The sequence below is a fragment of the Klebsiella sp. P1CD1 genome, from assembly GCF_003790505.1.
GTDB classification, from domain to species: domain Bacteria; phylum Pseudomonadota; class Gammaproteobacteria; order Enterobacterales; family Enterobacteriaceae; genus Klebsiella; species Klebsiella variicola.
This window is the reverse complement of the sequence record NZ_CP033631.1, coordinates 974681-992694: the sequence shown is the minus strand read 5'-3', so window position 1 is coordinate 992694 and position 18014 is coordinate 974681. Positions and strand designations below refer to the sequence as shown.

11 protein-coding genes are annotated in these 18014 nt (G+C 62.4%); all 11 read right to left on the bottom strand.

Going from position 1 to position 18014, the window contains the following annotated elements; all coding sequences use genetic code 11:
• Positions 1-59: 59 nt before the first annotated feature.
• Positions 60-1904 carry an exodeoxyribonuclease V subunit alpha gene (gene recD, locus DTA24_RS04975; RefSeq protein ID WP_042947447.1) on the bottom strand — a complete coding sequence of 615 codons (1845 nt, stop codon included), beginning with the start codon at positions 1902-1904 and terminating at the stop codon, positions 60-62.
• Positions 1901-5437 (bottom strand): exodeoxyribonuclease V subunit beta, encoded by a 3537-nt coding sequence (gene recB, locus DTA24_RS04970; protein WP_123836585.1) that lies wholly within the window; start codon positions 5435-5437, stop codon positions 1901-1903. The genes recD and recB overlap by 4 nt, the downstream gene beginning before the upstream one ends.
• Positions 5434-8319, bottom strand: a complete 2886-nt coding sequence (gene ptrA / locus DTA24_RS04965) for a pitrilysin (protein WP_008806323.1) — start codon at positions 8317-8319, stop codon at positions 5434-5436. Before ptrA ends, recB begins: the two co-directional genes overlap by 4 nt.
• Positions 8320-8439: 120 nt before the next feature.
• Positions 8440-11817, bottom strand: coding sequence for an exodeoxyribonuclease V subunit gamma (gene recC, locus DTA24_RS04960; protein WP_012540657.1), 3378 nt, complete (start codon positions 11815-11817; stop codon positions 8440-8442).
• Positions 11818-11829: 12 nt separating this feature from the next.
• Entirely contained in the window at positions 11830-12153 is a 324-nt protein-coding gene (locus tag DTA24_RS04955) for a prepilin-type N-terminal cleavage/methylation domain-containing protein (RefSeq protein ID WP_008806325.1), read from the bottom strand.
• Positions 12138-12545 (bottom strand): DUF2509 family protein, encoded by a 408-nt coding sequence (locus tag DTA24_RS04950; RefSeq protein WP_012967286.1) that lies wholly within the window; start codon positions 12543-12545, stop codon positions 12138-12140. The genes DTA24_RS04955 and DTA24_RS04950 overlap by 16 nt, the downstream gene beginning before the upstream one ends.
• Positions 12542-13099, bottom strand: a complete 558-nt coding sequence (locus DTA24_RS04945) for a prepilin peptidase-dependent protein (protein ID WP_012967285.1) — start codon at positions 13097-13099, stop codon at positions 12542-12544. Before DTA24_RS04945 ends, DTA24_RS04950 begins: the two co-directional genes overlap by 4 nt.
• On the bottom strand, positions 13096-13647 hold the full coding sequence (locus DTA24_RS04940) for a prepilin peptidase-dependent protein (RefSeq protein WP_016161770.1): 552 nt from the start codon (positions 13645-13647) through the stop codon (positions 13096-13098). The genes DTA24_RS04945 and DTA24_RS04940 overlap by 4 nt, the downstream gene beginning before the upstream one ends.
• Before the next feature lie 188 nt (positions 13648-13835).
• Complete coding sequence (gene thyA / locus DTA24_RS04935) at positions 13836-14630, bottom strand: thymidylate synthase (RefSeq protein ID WP_123836584.1); 795 nt, start codon at positions 14628-14630, stop codon at positions 13836-13838.
• A 6-nt stretch (positions 14631-14636) separates the two neighbouring features.
• Positions 14637-15512: a prolipoprotein diacylglyceryl transferase gene (lgt, locus tag DTA24_RS04930; RefSeq protein WP_002915934.1), complete on the bottom strand. Its 876-nt coding sequence runs from the start codon at positions 15510-15512 to the stop codon at positions 14637-14639.
• A gap of 245 nt (positions 15513-15757) precedes the next feature.
• Complete coding sequence (gene ptsP / locus DTA24_RS04925; protein ID WP_008806330.1) at positions 15758-18004, bottom strand: phosphoenolpyruvate--protein phosphotransferase; 2247 nt, start codon at positions 18002-18004, stop codon at positions 15758-15760.
• Between the last annotated feature and the right edge of the window lie 10 nt (positions 18005-18014).

Below are 18014 nucleotides of genomic sequence, written 5' to 3'. Positions count from 1 at the left end.
TTTTTCTGCCAGTCCGGGCAACGGGCTGCATTATTTTCCCATCGCCCGGATGCGGCCTCTCAGGGGGCTTCGCGCCCGGCGAAAATCTCCGCCAGGCCGCTGCGCCGCTCGGTGCGCGTCACAATGGCCTGGGAGAGCACCTGCTCGTCGGCATAGAGTGACAATCGCTGTTTCGCACGGGTGATCGCCGTGTAGACCAGTTCGCGGGTCACCAGCGGGACGCTGCGCGCCGGCAGGATCAGCGCCGCATGTTCGAACTCGGAGCCCTGCGATTTATGCACGGTCATCGCCCAGGCGGTATCATGCTCCGGCAGGCGACTCGGTTGCACCGACTTGATGGTGCCGTCGGGCATCAGGAACCACACCCGCAGCTCGCCGTTGCGCTCCAGCGCTATGCCGATATCGCCGTTAAACAGCCCCAGCGCGCTGTCGTTGCGCGATATCATGATCGGTCGGCCGTCATACCAGCGGGAGTGGCGCGGCAGGGCGATCGCCCGCTGGCGGTTGAGCCGCTGCTCCAGCCGCTCATTGACGCCGCTCACGCCGTACGGCCCTTCACGCAGCGCGCACAGCAGCTGGAATTCGCTGAAAGCGGCCAGCATGGCCTGCGGTTCGGCCCGCTCGCGGCGCAGCTGCAGGTAGCGTTCATAGCCCTGCTGGGCCGCGCCGAGCATGGCCTCGTACTCTTCAGTCGTGCTGAGGGGATGAAGCGCGATATCGTCAAACGGCTGGCGCAGCGTGGCCTTCACCTCCGCGCGCGCGCCAGCATTCACCGCCCGCGCCAGGCTCCCGATGCCGGAGTGACTGCCGAAGCGATAGCTCTTTTGCAGCAGGCACAAGCTGTCTCTCAGCACGCCAGCGATAGCCCCCTCGCCCGCCGGCACCGGCGAACCGGTCAGCCGGGTCAGCTCCTGCGCCCGCGCGGCAGTGTAGCCCGAGCTCGCCCAGGCGCAGATATCCCCCAGCACCGCCCCCGCTTCCACGGAGGCCAGCTGGTCGCGATCGCCGAGGAAAATCACCCGCCCGTGGGCCGGCAGCGCGTCGATAAGCCGCGACATCATCGGCAGGTCAATCATCGAGGCTTCATCCACGACCAGCACATCCAGATGCAGCGGGTTGCCGGCGTGATAGCGCATGCGCTGGCTGCCGGGCTGGGCGCCCAGCAGACGATGCAGCGTGCTGGCCTCGGTGGGAATTAACGCTTTCTGCGCATCGGTCAGCGGCAGCTTTCTCAGCGCCGCGCCCAGCGATTCGGTCAGGCGCGCCGCCGCTTTCCCCGTCGGTGCCGCCAGGCGAATACGACAGCGTGGACTGTCGTCAATCTGGATCAGCGCCGCCAGAAGCTTCGCCACGGTGGTGGTTTTCCCGGTCCCGGGACCACCGGAGATCACCGAGATACGGCGGGTCAGCGCCACCGCCGCGGCCACTTTTTGCCAGTCGGTTTCGCCAGTGGCGGGAAACAGCGCATTTAGCGTTGACGCCAGCCGCGCCTCATCCATCTCCAGCACCCGGTTGGCTTCGTTAAAGAAGCGGGCGACGGTCAGCTCGTTGCGCCACATCCGGTTCAGATAGAGCCGGTCGCCGCATAAAATCATCGGCGCCGGAGCATCGCCGCAGCTCACTGCCGATGAAGCGAGCAGTAGCGCGGGCCAGTCCTCCGGCGCACCGGCTTCGGCCAGCAGCCGATCGCGGATCTCCCCCGCTTTTCCGCTCAGCGCCTCGTCGCCGCTCAACCGCGAGAGCGGCAGGCAAACGTGCCCCTCGCCAGCATCCCGGCTCAGCAAGGCCGCCGCCAGCATGACCGCCGGCGGGTCGTTTTGCGCCACCATCAGGGCAAACTGGACGTCCAGCGGCCGCAGCAGACGCTGCTCCACCGCCGCCAGCAGTAATTGTTCGAAAGTCATGAGGTCTCCTCCTGAGTTTCTCCGGCAAAAAGCTGATCCAGACCGTCAATCAGCGGTCTCACCGGCCGGGTGGTGAAGATCCCCTGCCCCCCCTCCTGCCCGTCCATGCCGCGCAGGAAAAGATAAATCACGCCGCCGAAGTGGCGGTCATAGTCATAATCGGCCAGCCGGTGGCGCAGATAGCGGTGCAGCGCCAGGCTGTACAACTGATACTGCAGATCGTAGCGGTGGGCACGCATCGCCTGCTCCATTGCCGGCCGGGTGTAGGCCTCGCGGTCTTCCCCCAGCCAGTTGGATTTGTAATCCAGCAGGTAATAACGGCCTTCGTGGCGGAAGACCAGATCGATAAAGCCCTTCAGCATGCCACGCACCTGGCGGAAATCCAGCGGTGGCGTGTCGGCGGAGAGGGGATCGTACTGGCGGATAAGCGCGTCAAGGCGCTCCGCCGTCAGCAGCTGAGCGATAGGCAGATAAAACGCCATCTCCACCTGTTTATCCCGCGCCGCAAGCTGATTGAGCGCAATATCCGCTCCCGGCAGGCGAGTCTTCAGCACGCCCCCCAGCCAGTCGGTCAGCACCGGCGCCCACTGCGCGTCAAACCCGCTCAGCTGCAGCTTCTCCGCCATCCACCCGTCCGGCACCGGCTGGGTGAAGTCCAGCTCCTCAAACAGGCTGTGCAGGAAGGTCCCCGGCGCGGCGCCGCGCGGAAACTGGTGCGGAGTCAGCTGCGGCTCTTCCACGACTTCGCCGACGCCGGCGGCATCGACATCCAGACGCGGCAGCAGATCCTGCCCGCCGCTGAAACCATGCTGTTGCAGTCCGGAGTAGCTGGTCACCCGCCAGTCGTCGGCGATGCGGCGCTGCAGCTCGCGCGCCGACAGCGGGGGGATGGTCGCCGCGGGCGCCTGCCACGGGGTCAGATCCAGCTCGCCCGGTCTCTGCAATGCAATATCGCCATGACAGAAGTCCGCCAGCCGCGCGGCCAGCCCGGCGGCGTCCATGGCTTCGCCCGCCTGCAACAGCCGCCCCAGCGCGCTGAGGTGGAAATCGCTGTTGCCGGATTTCCGGCTGCTTAGCGGCGCCACGCCGAGGCTGCAGTGCCAGACCGCACGGGTCAGGGCGACGTACAGCAGGCGCAGATCTTCCGCCAGCCGTTCCGCCTCCGCCAGCTCGAGGCTGGCCTCATCCTGGCCCAGATCCAGTACCGCCGCGAACGTCTCGCGATCGTGGTAGAACGCCTGGTCCTGTTTACGAAACCGGGCGATAAACGGCAGCCAGACCAGGGGGTATTCCAGCCCTTTTGACTTGTGAATGGTGACAATTTGCACCAGGTGCTTATCGCTTTCGAGACGCATCTGCTGGCTGGCGGCGTTGCTGTCCGGCTCGGCGATATGCTGCGCCAGCCAGCGCACCAGGGCATGCTCGCTTTCCAGTTGGCTGGCCGCCTCCTGCAGCAGTTCGCTGATATGCAGAATGTCGGTTAAGCGCCGCTCGCCGCCGCGGGTCGCCAGCAGATTCTCGGCGATATGCCGGGCCGTCATCAACGCCCGCAGCATCGGCATCACTCCGCGCTGACGCCAGATCTGGCGGTATTCGCTGAACTCTTCCACCAGCGCGTCCCACGCCTGCTCATCCTGGTTCAGGTTTTCAATATCCAGCGCGGTCAGGCCAAACATCGAGGTAGCCAGCGCGCTGCGCAGGGTATTTTCCCGCTCCGGGGCCAGCACCGCCTGCAGCAGCCAGAGCAGCTCCTGGGCCTCCAGCGTCTCAAAAACGCTGTCGCGGTTAGAGAGGTAGACCGAGGGGATGCCCAGCGTCTGCAGCGCTTCACGCACCTGCGCCGCCTCCAGCCGGTTGCGCACCAGCACGGTAATATCCGAGGCCTGCACCGGGCGCGAGGTTTCCCCGCGCCACAGCAGCGCGCGCCCCTGCTGACCGGCGCTCAGCCAGTCGCGAATCTGCGTGGCGCAGAGCTGCGCCATAAACGTTTGATAATCGCCAGACCCGACGGTGTCGCCGGGCATCAGCCAGACGTTCATCGCCGGTACGTCCGCCACGTCAACGGTAAAGCGCAGCCCCTGATTCTTTGCCGCCGCCTTCACCGGCAGAAACGGGATCTCGCGGAACATGAAGGGGTTATCGCTGAGGCTGAACAGCCGGTTGACGCTGCCCACCATGCCCGGCGATGAGCGCCAGTTGGTATCGAGGGTGTAGTGCGCGGCAACGTCGCCGCGCGCTTTCATATAGGTAAAGATATCGGCGCCGCGAAAGGCGTAGATGGCCTGCTTCGGATCGCCGATCAGCAGCAGCGCCGTCTCCGGCTGCTGGCGCCAGATGCGGCGAAAAATCCGGTACTGCTGGGGGTCGGTGTCCTGAAATTCGTCGATCATCGCCACCGGAAAACGCTGGCGAATGGCGCTGGCCAGCGCCTCGCCGCTGTCGCCGCGCAGCGCCTCGTCAAGCCGGCTGAGCATATCGTCAAACCCCAGCTCGCCGCGGCGGCGCTTTTCGCGGGCGACCGCATCGCGGATCTCGACCATCGCTCTCGCCAGCACCAGATCGGTGAGCGTCAGCGAGGAGGCCAGCAGCGACTCTACGGCGCTAAACAGGGGATGCACCGGTGGTTCGCCACCGGCTTTGGTGCGCTCATGCAGAAACGACTGGGCAAATTTCTCCAGCGCGTCGGGCAGCTGGTAGCTTAACGTCTCTTCCTGCGCCCAGGCGTTCACTTTCTCAAGCCATTTGCCCTGGTTGCCACGATTGTATTTCCGCCGGTCGAGCCCGGAATTTTCCAGCACGCCTTCGATCTCGCCCACCTGCTCGCGCCACTGCTGCTTGAGCGAGTCAATGCGGCCGATGATCTGCTGATGGCGTTCGGCCAGCGTCTCGTCGGGGGCCGGCGGCGACTTAAGCTGCGGCGCTTCGCCCTGCAGCCAGCGGTCAAGAGACTTCAGCAGATCGCGCGGCCCTTTCCAGACGTCGTGGATCACCGCCGCGATATCGCGGGTCAGCGGATAGCAGTGGCGGCGCCAGAAGTCAGCGCAGGCCTGATAGCGCAGGCGGGATTCATCCTCGATCAGTTGCTGCTCGAACAGCATGCCCGACTCGAAGGCGTTAAGGCTCAGCATCCGTTGGCAAAAGCCGTGGATGGTGAATACCGCCGCCTCGTCCATCTGCCGTTCAGCCAGCAGCAGCGTCTTCGCGGCGTCGTCTTTATCGACGATCTCCGCCAGCAGCGCGCTGTAGAGCGGATTGTCGGATTCGCCGCGCAGGCAGGCGATGCGCAGTTCGTGGATGTTGCTGCGGATACGCCCGCGCAGCTCTTCGGTCGCCGCCTCGGTAAAGGTCACCACCAGCAGCTCTTCGACGCTGATAGCGCGGGAATAGGCGGACTCGCCGCCCAGCCCCAGCAGCAGCCGCAGATACAGCGCGGCGATGGTAAAGGTTTTTCCGGTGCCCGCAGAGGCTTCTATCAGGCGCTCGCCCCTCAGGGGCAAGCGCAGGGGATCCAAAGACTCAGCGGTGTCGGTCATTCATTCTCTCGCATCAGGGGTAAGGATTGCTGCAATGCGCTGACGTTTTCCCACACTTTGCCGCCTTTCGGCTGGGCATAGTCCGCTTTGCCATTCTGGCTACCGGAAATCTGGGACAATATTGTCATGCCCTGCGGATCCACCACCGTCTGATGGAAGAAGTCGGCAAGTTTTTGCGGCGTCAGCAGTTTAATCTGAGCCACTACTTTATCACGTGAATCAAAACGCATATTACCGCGATCGAAATCTTTGCTCAGTTTCGAGGCTTCATCGCCCAGCGTCTGCGGCGCCTGCAGCATCTGGCTTATCACCGCCTGCTGGAGCTGAGCAAACTCTTCCGGCTTCATCGCCCGCAGCTTCGCCTCCGCGGTGGGGAAGAAGGCCTGGAACCGCTGCCAGAGGAAGGCCGGCTGCTTATCGCTACTCTGCAGCAGGAAGCCCATGCCCCACTGGCGCCCCACGTTCATCGGGAAGGCAAAGACCGCGTAGCCGAGCTGCTCTTCGGTACGCAGCTGGTTGTAGAACCACGGCTGAATAATCTGCCCCAGCAGGGTGCTGGCGGCGGTGCTGCTGAACTCATCCACGTTGGGCGGCGCGAACACCGCGGCCAGCGCGGAGTCGGTGCTGTTGCCCGCTTTGTTGAAGATCGCCAGCTGCTGCCGGTTCACCACCACGTCTTTATTACGGCACCATTCGTTGCCGTCGGCGCCCAGCTGCTGCTGGATCTGGCGGGCCAGCGTCGTGGCGGCATCGGCGGTCATATTGCCGATCACCATCAGTTCAGGACGCCCCTTGGTTTTCAGGTTGGCGCGGTAGTCGAGCACCTCTTTAAGAGTGATGGAGGGCAGCAGCGCCCGGCGCACTTCGCGCTGGAAGTACGGCACCTGGGAGACCATCTGGATCGGCATTATCGCCTGATCGTAGGCTTTGCCTTTCTCGGCGGAGTCCATCATCTGCGCATACCAGGATTTGGCCTGCTCCAGCTGCTCCTCGGTCGGCGTATAGCTGAAGTATCCCTGCAACAGATCGCTGAACAGTGCCGGAAGGTGCTGGGTATAGCCGTTGGCATTGACCATTAATCCGTTATTAGCGCCGGTGGAGAACGAAATGCCGCCGACCGCCGCCTGGTTACTGAGCTGATCGAGGGCGATGCCGGCGAGATAATCGTTGAGGGCAAACATCACCTGCCGGCGAGCGCTGTCCATCGCCTGGGGATTACGCAGCACCAGGGAGATATCCGCCTTCGGCTCGCTGGCAAAATACTGGCTCGGGGCATACACCACCCGCAGCGTCGGTTCATCAAGGATCAGCTGCGGATGCGGCCAGGCTTTATCGCTTTTGATGAGGGTGAAATCATCCGGAATATAGGGGTTGAGCACCGGCAGCTGTAGCTGGATGGCCTGCGATTTTTGCTGCCAGTCAGCGAACGTCTGCTCGCTAATCTTATCCACCTGATACGGCGCATCGACAAAATAGGCCGTCTTGTTATGCGGCTCCTGGGGGCTGATATACCAGATACGGGCGTTCTGCGGGGTCATCATCGCCAGCCGATCTTTGATCGCCTGCGGGTCGTACTGGTCGGCAATATTCACCACGTCCAGCGCATGCTCGACCGGCACCCGGATCATGGTATCCGCCAGCCATTCCACGTAGTCCATGTCGCGGTTGATCGACGGATAGCGGAAATCCAGCGCCAGCACATGCGCCAGTTCATCGAAGTACCGTTTGTCGATGCCCTGAGTACGCAGGAGGTCGAGATAGCTGAAAATGGCCGCCGTCACTTCGTCGCGGTGCGCCAGGCCTTTATCGGTGAGGGTGGCAGAGATCGCCAGCACACCGCTGTTGCCGTTTACCACCGGATCGGAATCGGCGCGGATACCTTCCGCCAGCCCCTGCTTTTGCAGCCAGTCGGAGAGCGTGCCCGGGCTGCGGTTGCCGATGAGATAGGTGACCAGCTCATCGGTTTTGCTGCGGAAGCGATCGCTGTTGTTGTCGATGCGAAACTCGACGCGCAGCACTTTGCGCGGCATCGCCGGCACATAGTGAATAATGATGCCTTTTTGCGCATCCGTTACCACCGGGACGGTAATTTCCGGCCTGCTGATCTGACGATTCGGCACGCGGCCAAAGGTGTCAGCAGCCATCCGCGCCAGCGCCGGCAACGGCTTGTTGCTGTAGATCACCGCTTTCATCAGGTTGGCGGAGTACCAGCTATCGCGGAAGGTATGCAGCGCGTCAAGTACCGGGCTGCCGGGCTTATCGCTGAGCGTCTCGAGGTTACCACCGGAGAAGTGAGCCGCCGGGTGGGCCGGGTTGATGGTCTCCGCGCTGACCTGGGCCATGCGCATCCCGTCTCGCGTCCGGGCCATCGTCAGTTCGGCGTTGACCGCGTTACGTTCGCGATCGGCATATTTCTTATCCAGCAGCGGCGCGGCGATGGCGTCGGCCAGGCGGTCTACGGCCCCGTCCAGCGCATCATTTTCCACTTCGAGATAAAACGCGGTGCGGTAAGGCGCGGTGCTGGCGTTATGGCTGCCGCCGTGCAGTTTAAGAAACTCTGCAAGGCTGTCAGGCTGGGGATATTTTTGCGACCCCATCAGCGTCATATGTTCCAGAAAATGCGCCAGCCCCTGATGATCGGCCGGATCCTGCAGGGATCCCACCGGCACCACCAGCGCCGACAGCGATTTCACCGCCTGCGGATCGGAAACCAGCAGCACGACCATGTCGTTATCAAGGCGGATCGCCTGATACTGACGCGTATCTTTTTCGCTTTTGCGGATCGTCTCCTGAATCGGCTGCCATCCGGTGTCGGCCTGACTAAACGGCGCCCAGAGGGCGGCCAGCACAACAAAAACCTTGAACCATAAACTGCGGGGCATTCACGAACCTCATCATTAACAAACTTGCGCTGCACAGCGTGCAGCCTTTTATGTCCATCAGTCCGTGATACGTTGCGCATAATAAATGAACCGCCATTCACTGCGCAATTTTTATACTATTTAAATTTGTGTGGACTGATGGTAACGATATAGCGGTAACAGATAACGCTGCGTCTGAGCAATAATTTCTTCGTAATGCGCCGGCTCCAGCGAACGCCACAGGCGTTGATACCAGATATCGGCGCCCTCCCCGCTGACCACCATATTACCTTCGTAGGTCTGCAGGAATTTGCTCCGCGCTTTCTGCTGCGTCTCTTCGTCCATTAAGATGACATCCTTTTCGGCGTCGTAACAGGCTTTCAGCCAGGCGCCACCGCTTTCCGGCAGCAGCAGCAGCGGCTGCGACATCCCCAGCAAATAGCCATCCACCAGCGCATTAAGGTACGCCTGCGCCTCGGCGGGCGCCAGCGCCGGGAAGCGCCACTCTCCCTCTTTCCGCACAAACAGCCGGCTCTCGCCGGTTCCGCCGCTGGCACAGTAGACAAGGTGTTCCAGCCAAAGTTGCATCCCCTGGGAGACGCTCAGCAGCGAAGGCCGCCAGCGCAGCAGACCGTCCGGCTGCACCTGCTGCAGCCAGCCGGTCAGGTTCACGCCGCCGCACTGCAGATCGATCTCCATGCTCTGCGCCTGCTGGCGCTCGGCCATCACCCGCTCGGCCAGGGCCTGCATCTCCAGGCGCTGCGTCTCCCAGACCAGCTCGCCAAAGGCGCCATACGGCAGCTCGCCGGCGGCGCGGAAGCGGCGGAACATGGCTGAGACGTCCTGCTCCTCGATAAGCGTATTGAGCAGTTGCTGATTCAGTTGATAACGGCTCAGCCCCTCAAGAGTGAAGGGTTCGTCGTCTGGAATATCGTCCTCTTCGGCGCGGAAATTGACCCGCAAACGCTGCTGAAAGAACGCGCGTACCGGGTGCTGCCAGAAACGCAGGAGCTGATCGAACGGCAGGCTGTCAATCGGCGGCGCGGTGAGCGGCTGTATAAAATCGCTATGCGCCTCTCCCTGCTGGCCGGCGGCGGCCAGCCATTCACGAGCGTAGCTCTTGTTCTCGTCTTCCTGGAAATTAGCGACGTCGAACGGCATGCGCGTGTGCAGATGGGTGATATGAGCTTTGACCCGGGCTTCGCTGGCGTCGCAGTCAAGCTCCTCGTCGCCAGCGAGACAGTGGCTCTGGCCGATATAATCCACCAGCTCCTGCACCAGCACCGAGGGAAAGCGCTCGCTGTTGTCCTGGATCGAACGGCCGATGTAGCTGATATACAGCGTCTGTTCGGCGGACATCAGCGCTTCGAGGAACAGATAGCGGTCATCATCGCGCCGGCTGCGGTCGCCGCGCTGCGGCTTCTGGCTCATTAAATCAAAGCCCAGCGGCGGTAGCGTTCGCGGATAGACTCCGTCATTCATCCCCAGCAGGCACACCACCTTAAAGGGGATCGAACGCATCGGCATCAGGGTACAGATGTTGACCGGGCCAGCAAGAAAGCGCTGGCTGATCCGCTGCTGATCGAGACGCTGGGCCAGCTCATCGCGCAGTAGCGTCAGCGGCACCTGGTCACCATACTGTGCTTCCAGACCGCTATCAATAACCGCCAGCCATTGTTGCTCAATCAGTGCCAGCGCCGCTTCGGTCTCGCTGTCCGGCAGGAAAAAGTCATTCAGCAGATCGCGACAGACCGGCAGCCACTCCGCCAGCGGCCGCTGCTGGGCAAGGCCGCGTCGCCACAGATTAAGCTGCATCAGCAGCGACGCGAGGTTGCCCACCAGTTCGGCGATCAAACCGCTGGATTCGTCATACGGCAGCACCGACTGCCACTCTCCCTCGCGGCTGTCCATGGCGTAGCCCAACAGCATGCGGGTGAGGCCGAACCGCCAGGTATGCTGCCCGGTCGCCGGCAGGTCCAGCTCGCGGACGTTGTCGTCATCCATTCCCCAGCGGACGCCGGACTCGTTCACCCACTGGCGCAGGTAGCGCAGCCCTTCTTCAGTGATATTAAAGCGCGCCGCCAGCACCGGCACGTCCAGCAGCGCCAGCACATCTTCGCTGGCGAAGCGGCTGTCCGGCAGCGAGAGCAGCGTGATAAACGCCTGCAGCACCGGGTGCGACTCGCGGGCGCGACGGTCGGAGATCGCCCACGGCAACCAGCGATCGCCGCTGGCCGCGCCAAACACCGCCTGAATATAGGGACTGTAGCTGTCGATATCCGCCACCATGACGATGATATCCCGCGGCGTGAGCGTCGGATCCGCCTCCAGCATCGCCAGTAGCCGATCGTGCAGAACCTCCACTTCGCGCTGCGGACTGTGGCAGACGTGAATGCTCAGGCTGCGGTCATCCAGCGCCAGCGGACGTTTGTCGCGACTGTGGGCGAACGCCTCTGCGCTCTGCCCGGCCACCGCCGCGTTGCGCAGTTCGAGGATATCCGATTGCAGGTTATGCAACAGGTTATCGGGGGCAATATCGACAAAGGCGTCCAGCTCCTCATAGCGCTCCAGCCCCGCCAACAGGTAGATATAGTCGCGCCCCAGTTTGCCCCAGGAGGCGAGCAACGGGTTGCCGACATCCTGTTCCCCAGCGTCATTAAACAACCCCGGCGCCTGCTCGGTGTCGCGAAACAGGGGTAGCGCGCGCGCCTCGCGGTGATGGCGCCGCTGGCGCGACAGCAGCTTCGCCAGGAACGCCGGATCCTTAATGTCTCCCCAGTAGTAGCGGCAGGGGTTGGTAAACAAGACATAGACATCGACATGCTTACCCAACGCCTGCAGCGCCTGAAGATAGACCGGCGGCAGCGCGGAAATCCCGCAGATGAAGACGCGCGACGGCAGCCCGGCGGGCGGTTCGTCCGCTTTTTCCAGGGTACTGATAAAGCGCTGGTAGAGATTGGCGCGGTGCCACTGCGGTTGCCCCAGCTCGGCGGTATAGCTCACCAGCGCCTGCCACAGCGGCGCCTGCCACTGCTGGGCATCGCCGAGACCTTCCACCCGCTGGCCGGCCTCCCAGCGCATCAGCCACTCCGGGCGATAGACGAGGTACTGGTCATAGAGGTCCGCCACCCGGGCGGCGAGTTGAAACAGTTTGCGCTTGTCGCCGTCATCGCTCAGATACTGGCGCAGCAAGATAAAATCGTCTTCCTCCAGGTGCTGCGGCAGGAGGGTCATCAGCTTCCAGCTCATGCTCTGCTTGCTGAAGGCGCTTTCGCCAGGAATATCTTTCAGGACGCGCACGAACATGTCCCAGATAAAGCTCGCCGGCAGCGGGAACTCGATATTGGCGGCAATTCCGAAGCGCGAGGCCAGGGTCATCTGCAGCCACTGCGCCATACCGGTACTCTGCACCAGCACCATTTCGGCCTGAAAAGGGTCATCCAGCCGCTGGCGCTCGACGATAAATTCCATCAACGCCTCGAGAACATCCAGCCGGTTTGAGTGGTATACCCTTAACATAATTGCTCCTGACTACTGACTGACCGGGCAATGCAGCCGGGTCATCTGCACCCGCTTGGCAACGGGCATACTGATCGTTACCGTGATGCTGACACATCTTTGCGTCGATGTCTGCATACGGCTTACCTGCCCGCGTGCCGGCGAGGGCGGCGCGGAGAGCTGGCTATAGCGCCACGCGTCGCGCCACAGCTGACGGGTCTGGTTCAACTGGACAATTCCTTGCGCCATTCCGCGCTGATAGCCGCCCAGCGCGGTGACCGTCAGCACCATCAGCGCCATCGCCAGCACGGTCTCCGGCAGGCTAAACCCCCGCTGATGCTTCAGGGCATTTGACATAAGCTCGCCTCCCTGAGCGGGCAAAAATCGCTCCAGCCGTGGGCGGAAAAACGCACCTGCCCGCCGCGCACCTCGCCGGACTGCCAGACCTGCACCTCGCCGCTGGCGCTGCTGAGCAACAGTGAACCGTCGCCGAAGATACGCAAGCAGGCGCGCCAGCCCTGCGGCGTCTGCTCCCGGCAGGCCAGCGGCAGCTGCGCCGACCAGGCCTGTTGTTTTCCCCACTGCAGCGCCGAATGGGCTATCGCCGTATCGCGGATCGCCTGCGTTTCGCTGGCGGTTTGCGCCAGCAGCGCCCGCTGCTGCAGGTTAAGCCCCTCGAGTAACAGGCTGCCGAGGGTCAGCAACAGGAGCACCATCAGCAGCGACGACATTCCACGCTGACGGATCACAGGTTATACCCCGTCACCCGCTGCTCCACCTCGCTCGTCAGGCCCCTCTGTTGCGCGGAGCGCGCCGCCAGCGTCACGCTCAGCTCCGGCGCGAAGCCCGAGGTGACCTGACGTTGTACCGAGAAGCGCGTCACCACGATGGCGGCCGGGTTGGTGATTTTCTCCCATCCGCCCCCGCGGCAGTCGCTGGCCCCGCGCAAGGTCTCCAGCGCGCCGTCGCGCAGGCGAAAGCCGGTGCTCTCCGCCGCTGCCGCGGGGGAGGTTTCCCATCTCCCGTTGCTGTTCGCATCCCAGCGCACAATCAGACACTCGCCATCAGCGGCTAGCTCCAGCCCGGCTCCGCTGCACGCTCCCCGGCAGTACCCGGCGCGCTGGAGATGTTTTCCCACGGCATGCACGCGCTGCCACAGCTCGTTCTCCAGGGCCAGCTGTTCGCCCTGGCGCAGAATATGACGCTGCAGGGCAGGCAGAAAACGGCAGGCCCCCATCAGCAGCAGCGAGCCGATGGCCATGGCGATAAGCGCCTCCGCCAGGGAAAATCCTCGACTGTTCACTGACACCCTCCTGCGCTGTCGCTGCGGCATAAACGAATCCGCCCCCAGTGTGAGATCACAATGCTCCAGCTGCCGGCCGCGCTCTGCAGCCGCAGATTCCCCGCCCAGGCGGTGCTACGCAGACCATAAAACCCCAGACCAGGCGTAACGCCAGCCAGCGTGATCCCCGGCCAGCGCGGGCGCAGCGTGAAGGATGTCCCCGAGGCGCATTCCGGCCCCTCCCCCTCCGCGCTCAGGCACCAGCCCACTTCGTCCTGGCCGACGCGAAGCACGCGGTCCCGGTTGTACGCGTTGGCGTCATCGCGCAGAAAGAGCAGAAAATCCCGCACCTGGACGGCGGTTTGCCACAGTTGTTGCTGCTGCTGCCAGCGCTGCCAGCCGTACAGGCCGCCGACGCTGAGGATCATCATCAGTGTCAGCGTTACCAGGGTTTCCATCAGGGTGTAGCCATGTTCTCTGTTCATGGCGTCGAGTATGCCGCGGCGGTTGACCCTGGCGCGACGACGGAAAATAGCTTTCCCGGCCAGATACGCAAAAAAGGTTTGCATACTCGACAGAGGAACATTTTTTTGCGAGCGTCTACCCAACTTCGCCCACCGCAACCGCCGGGGGGGCAGTGGGCAGGCTGAAGCGACCTTATCCCTGTGGCTATGGAGATAGCCTCCATTCTGATGGTGCAAAAGGCATAAAAAAACCGGCGCCATCGGGCGCCGGTTGATCATCTCTGCAGGGGGGGTTAAATCGCCACCGGCGCTTTAATGCCCGGGTGCGGATCGTAACCTTCAATCTCGAAGTCTTCAAAACGGTAGTCGAAAATCGACGCCGGTTTGCGTTTGATGACCAGCTTCGGCAGCGGACGCGGTTCGCGGCTCAACTGCATGTTGGTCTGCTCAAGATGGTTGCTGTACAGATGGGTGTCGCCGCCGGTCCAGACGAAATCACCGACCTGCAGATCGCACTGCTGCGCCACCATATGCACCAGCAGCGCGTAGCTGGCGATATTGAACGGCAGGCCGAGGAATACGTCGCAGGAGCGCTGATACAGCTGGCAGGAGAGCTTGCCGTCAGCGACGTAGAACTGGAAGAAGGCGTGGCACGGCGCCAGCGCCATTTTATCCAGCTCGCCGACGTTCCACGCCGAGACGATGATCCGGCGGGAGTCCGGGTCGTTTTTCAGTTGGTTCATCACCGTGGTGATCTGGTCGATATGACGACCGTCCGGCGCAGGCCAGGAACGCCACTGTTTGCCGTAGACCGGCCCCAGGTCGCCATTTTCATCTGCCCACTCGTCCCAGATGGTGACGTTGTTGTCGTGCAGATAGGCGATGTTGGTGTCGCCCTGCAGGAACCACAGCAGTTCATGGATGATGGAGCGTAAATGACAGCGCTTGGTGGTCACCAGCGGGAAGCCTTCCTGCAGGTTAAAACGCATCTGATGGCCGAAAATAGAGATCGTGCCAGTGCCGGTGCGGTCATTTTTTGGCGTGCCCTCGGTGAGCACTTTCTGCATCAAATCAAGATACTGTTTCATGGTTCCTCAAGAATTCTGTTGCTGCGGACGATGGCGGTAAGCCCAAACCATCATGATGATACCCGCAAGCACCATCGGGATCGAAAGAATCTGCCCCATGCTGATGTACTGCACCCAGCCGCCGGTGAACTGGGCGTCGGGCTGGCGGAAGAATTCCACGATGATGCGGAACAGGCCGTAGCCAATCAGGAACAGACCGGAAACGGAGCCGGTCGGGCGCGGTTTACGGATAAACAGGTTCAGGATCAGGAACAGCACCACGCCTTCCAGCGCCAGCTCGTACAGCTGCGACGCGTGACGCGGCAGCGCGCCGTAGGTATCGAACAGCGATTGCCATTCCGGATGCGTCGGCAGCAGCGCCAGGTCTTCGGCACGGGAGCCCGGGAAAATCATCGTGTAGTGGAAGCTCGGGTCCACGCGGCCCCACAGCTCACCGTTGATGAAGTTACCCAGACGCCCGGCGCCAAGGCCAAACGGGATCAGCGGCGCGATAAAATCGGAGACCTGGAAGAAGGTGCGTTTGGTGCGTCTGGCGAAGATAATCATCACCAGGATCACGCCGATCAGGCCGCCGTGGAACGACATGCCGCCGTCCCAGACGCGGAACAGATACAGCGGATCGGCAAGAAATACCGGCAGGTTGTAAAACAGCACGTAGCCGATACGGCCGCCCAGGAAGACGCCGAGGAAGCCCGCGTAGAGCAGGTTTTCCACTTCATTTTTCGTCCAGCCGCTGCCCGGACGATTCGCCCGACGGGTGGCCAGCCACATCGCAAAGACAAAGCCCACCAGGTACATCAAACCGTACCAGTGGAGGGAGACCGGGCCTAGAGAAAAAATGACCGGATCGAACTCCGGAAAATGCAGGTAGCCACTATTCATCTGTCACCATAAAGACTTGTTATTCCGCCGAAAGTGGACAGCGGTGATGATCTATGCCCGATAAAAACGGGCACGCCGAAGGAGGCGAATCATAGCATAAGCCTGGAGTGCGATCCGCGCCGAACGTGTAAAAGATATGTATACGGATGCTAACAGAATGCCGTTTTCCCGGCGGTACCCTATTTTGCCGGATGGTGCGAGCAGAGGATCCCCGGGTTACGGCTTACGCCTCACCCGGGCTACCGCTACCGCCCGCCGCGGATCAGGCCGCCGAGACCGCGACGCTCCATAAAGGCCGCCACCTGATGGCGCACCTCAGCGGTCATCTGGGCATCAAGGCTGCGACGCGACAGCTCCTGCGCCTCTTCGATATCAATGCGGCGCAGCAGATATTTCACCCTCGCCACCGAGCGGCCGTTCATCGACAGATGGCGATAACCGAGGCCGATAAGGATCGTCACGCACATCGGGTCGCCCGCCATCTCGCCGCACAGTCGCAGATCGATGCCAAAGCGCTCCGCGTCATGGGCGATCATCGCCAGCGCCCGCAATACCGCTGGATGCAGGCTGTCATACATGCTGGCGACCCGGGTATTGTTGCGGTCGACGGCCAGCAGGTACTGGGTCAGGTCGTTCGTCCCTACCGAGATAAAATCGATCCGACTGGCCAGCTGCGGCAGCATAAAGACCATCGACGGGACCTCCAGCATCACCCCCAGGCGCGGACGTGGGATGGCGTAGCCGATCATCTCTTCCACTTCCCGGCTGGCGCGGTCGATCAGCCGACGGGCCTCATCCACCTCCTCCAGACTGGTCACCATCGGCAGCAAAATGCTGAGGTTGCCGGTGGCGGCGTTGGCGCGCAGCATCGCCCGCACCTGGATCAAAAAGATCTCCGGCTGATCGAGGGTGATGCGGATCCCGCGCCAGCCGAGGCACGGGTTCTCTTCGCTGATCGGCATATACGGCAGCTGTTTATCCGCGCCGATGTCCAGGGTACGCAGGGTCACCGGTTTGCTGTTAAACATCTGCAGCATGCCCTGATACTGGGCGACCTGCTCCTCTTCAGAGGGGAAGCCGCTCTGCAGCATAAAGGGAATTTCGGTACGGTAGAGGCCAATGCCGTCAACAAAGCTGCCGAGCTTCTCTTCGTGCTCCGGGCTTAAGCCGGCGTTGAGCATGACTTTCACCCGCTCGCCGCTTTTCAGCTCCGACGCGCGCTGGAGATCGTCCTCCGCCAGGCGGCTGAGCTCGTTCTCTTCGCTAATAAGGCGCTGATATTCCTGCAACAGGACAGGTTCGGGATCCACCAGCAGCTCACCGCGATAGCCATCGACAATCAGCGTATGGCCATGCAGCAGAGAGGGCTGGATATCGGCGCCCATCACCGTCGGGATCCCGAGGGCGCGTACCATAATGGCGGCATGGGAGTTGGCGGCGCCATCGCGCACCACCACACCGACCAGACGATCCTGCGGCACTTCGGCGAGGGTGGTGGCCGACAGCTCGTCCGCCACGAGGATAATGCGCGCCGGCCAGGTGTTGGGCCCCTGAATGCTGTCGTCGAGATGGAACAGCAGACGCTGACCCAGGGTACGCAGATCGCCGGCCCGCTCTTTCAGATAACCGTCGCTGAGCGCGGCAAACTGTTCGGCGAACTTCTCAATGATCTTTTTGACCGCCCACTCGGCCACCGCGCCTTTGTCGACTTCGGCAAACAGCTCGCGACGCAGGCGGGCGTCGGAGAGGAGGTGCGAGTAGAGATCGAAGATTGCCGCCGTCTCTTTTTGCGCGCCGGCAGCATAGCGTTTGCTGTAGCGACGAAATTCGTTAGCCGCCTCTTCCAGCGCGCCGGTCAGGCGTTCGCGTTCCGAGGCGGTGTCCAGCGTCGAGGCTTCATACACCTGCTCCATCAGCGGCAGGCTGACGTCCATCCAGCCCTCGGCGATCGCCACCCCGGAAGAGGCCGGGAGGGCGCGAATGCGCGTCTGACGATACTGGCCGAACAGGGCGTTCAGCTGGGACTGGGAGAGGATCGCCGCCATCTGGGTGGCGAGGGTGACGAGGAAAGACTCTTCGCTTTCATCAAACTGACGCAGCTCGCGCTGCTGGACCACCAGCACGCCCAACAGCTGGCGGCGCTGAATGATCGGCACGCCAAGGAAGGCGCGGAAGCGGTCCTCTTTGACGGCAGGGATATATTTGAAGCTGGGGTGTTTTTGCGCATCGGCGAGGTTGATGGGCTCCGCCAGGCGGCCAACCAGACCCACCAGGCCTTCATCGAACGCCAGCGCAACGGTGCGCCCGCGAGGTTTTTTTAACCCGCGGGTGGCCATCAGGTAATAGCAGCGTCGGTCATTGTCAGCCAGGTAAACCGAGCAGACTTCCGTCTCCATCGCCTGGCAGACATCCGTCACCAGAATATCCAGCGCCTCGTTTAAACGCGGCGCACTCGCGACCTTCTCGACTATTTCTCGCAACCGAGTGAGCATAATGTGCGTG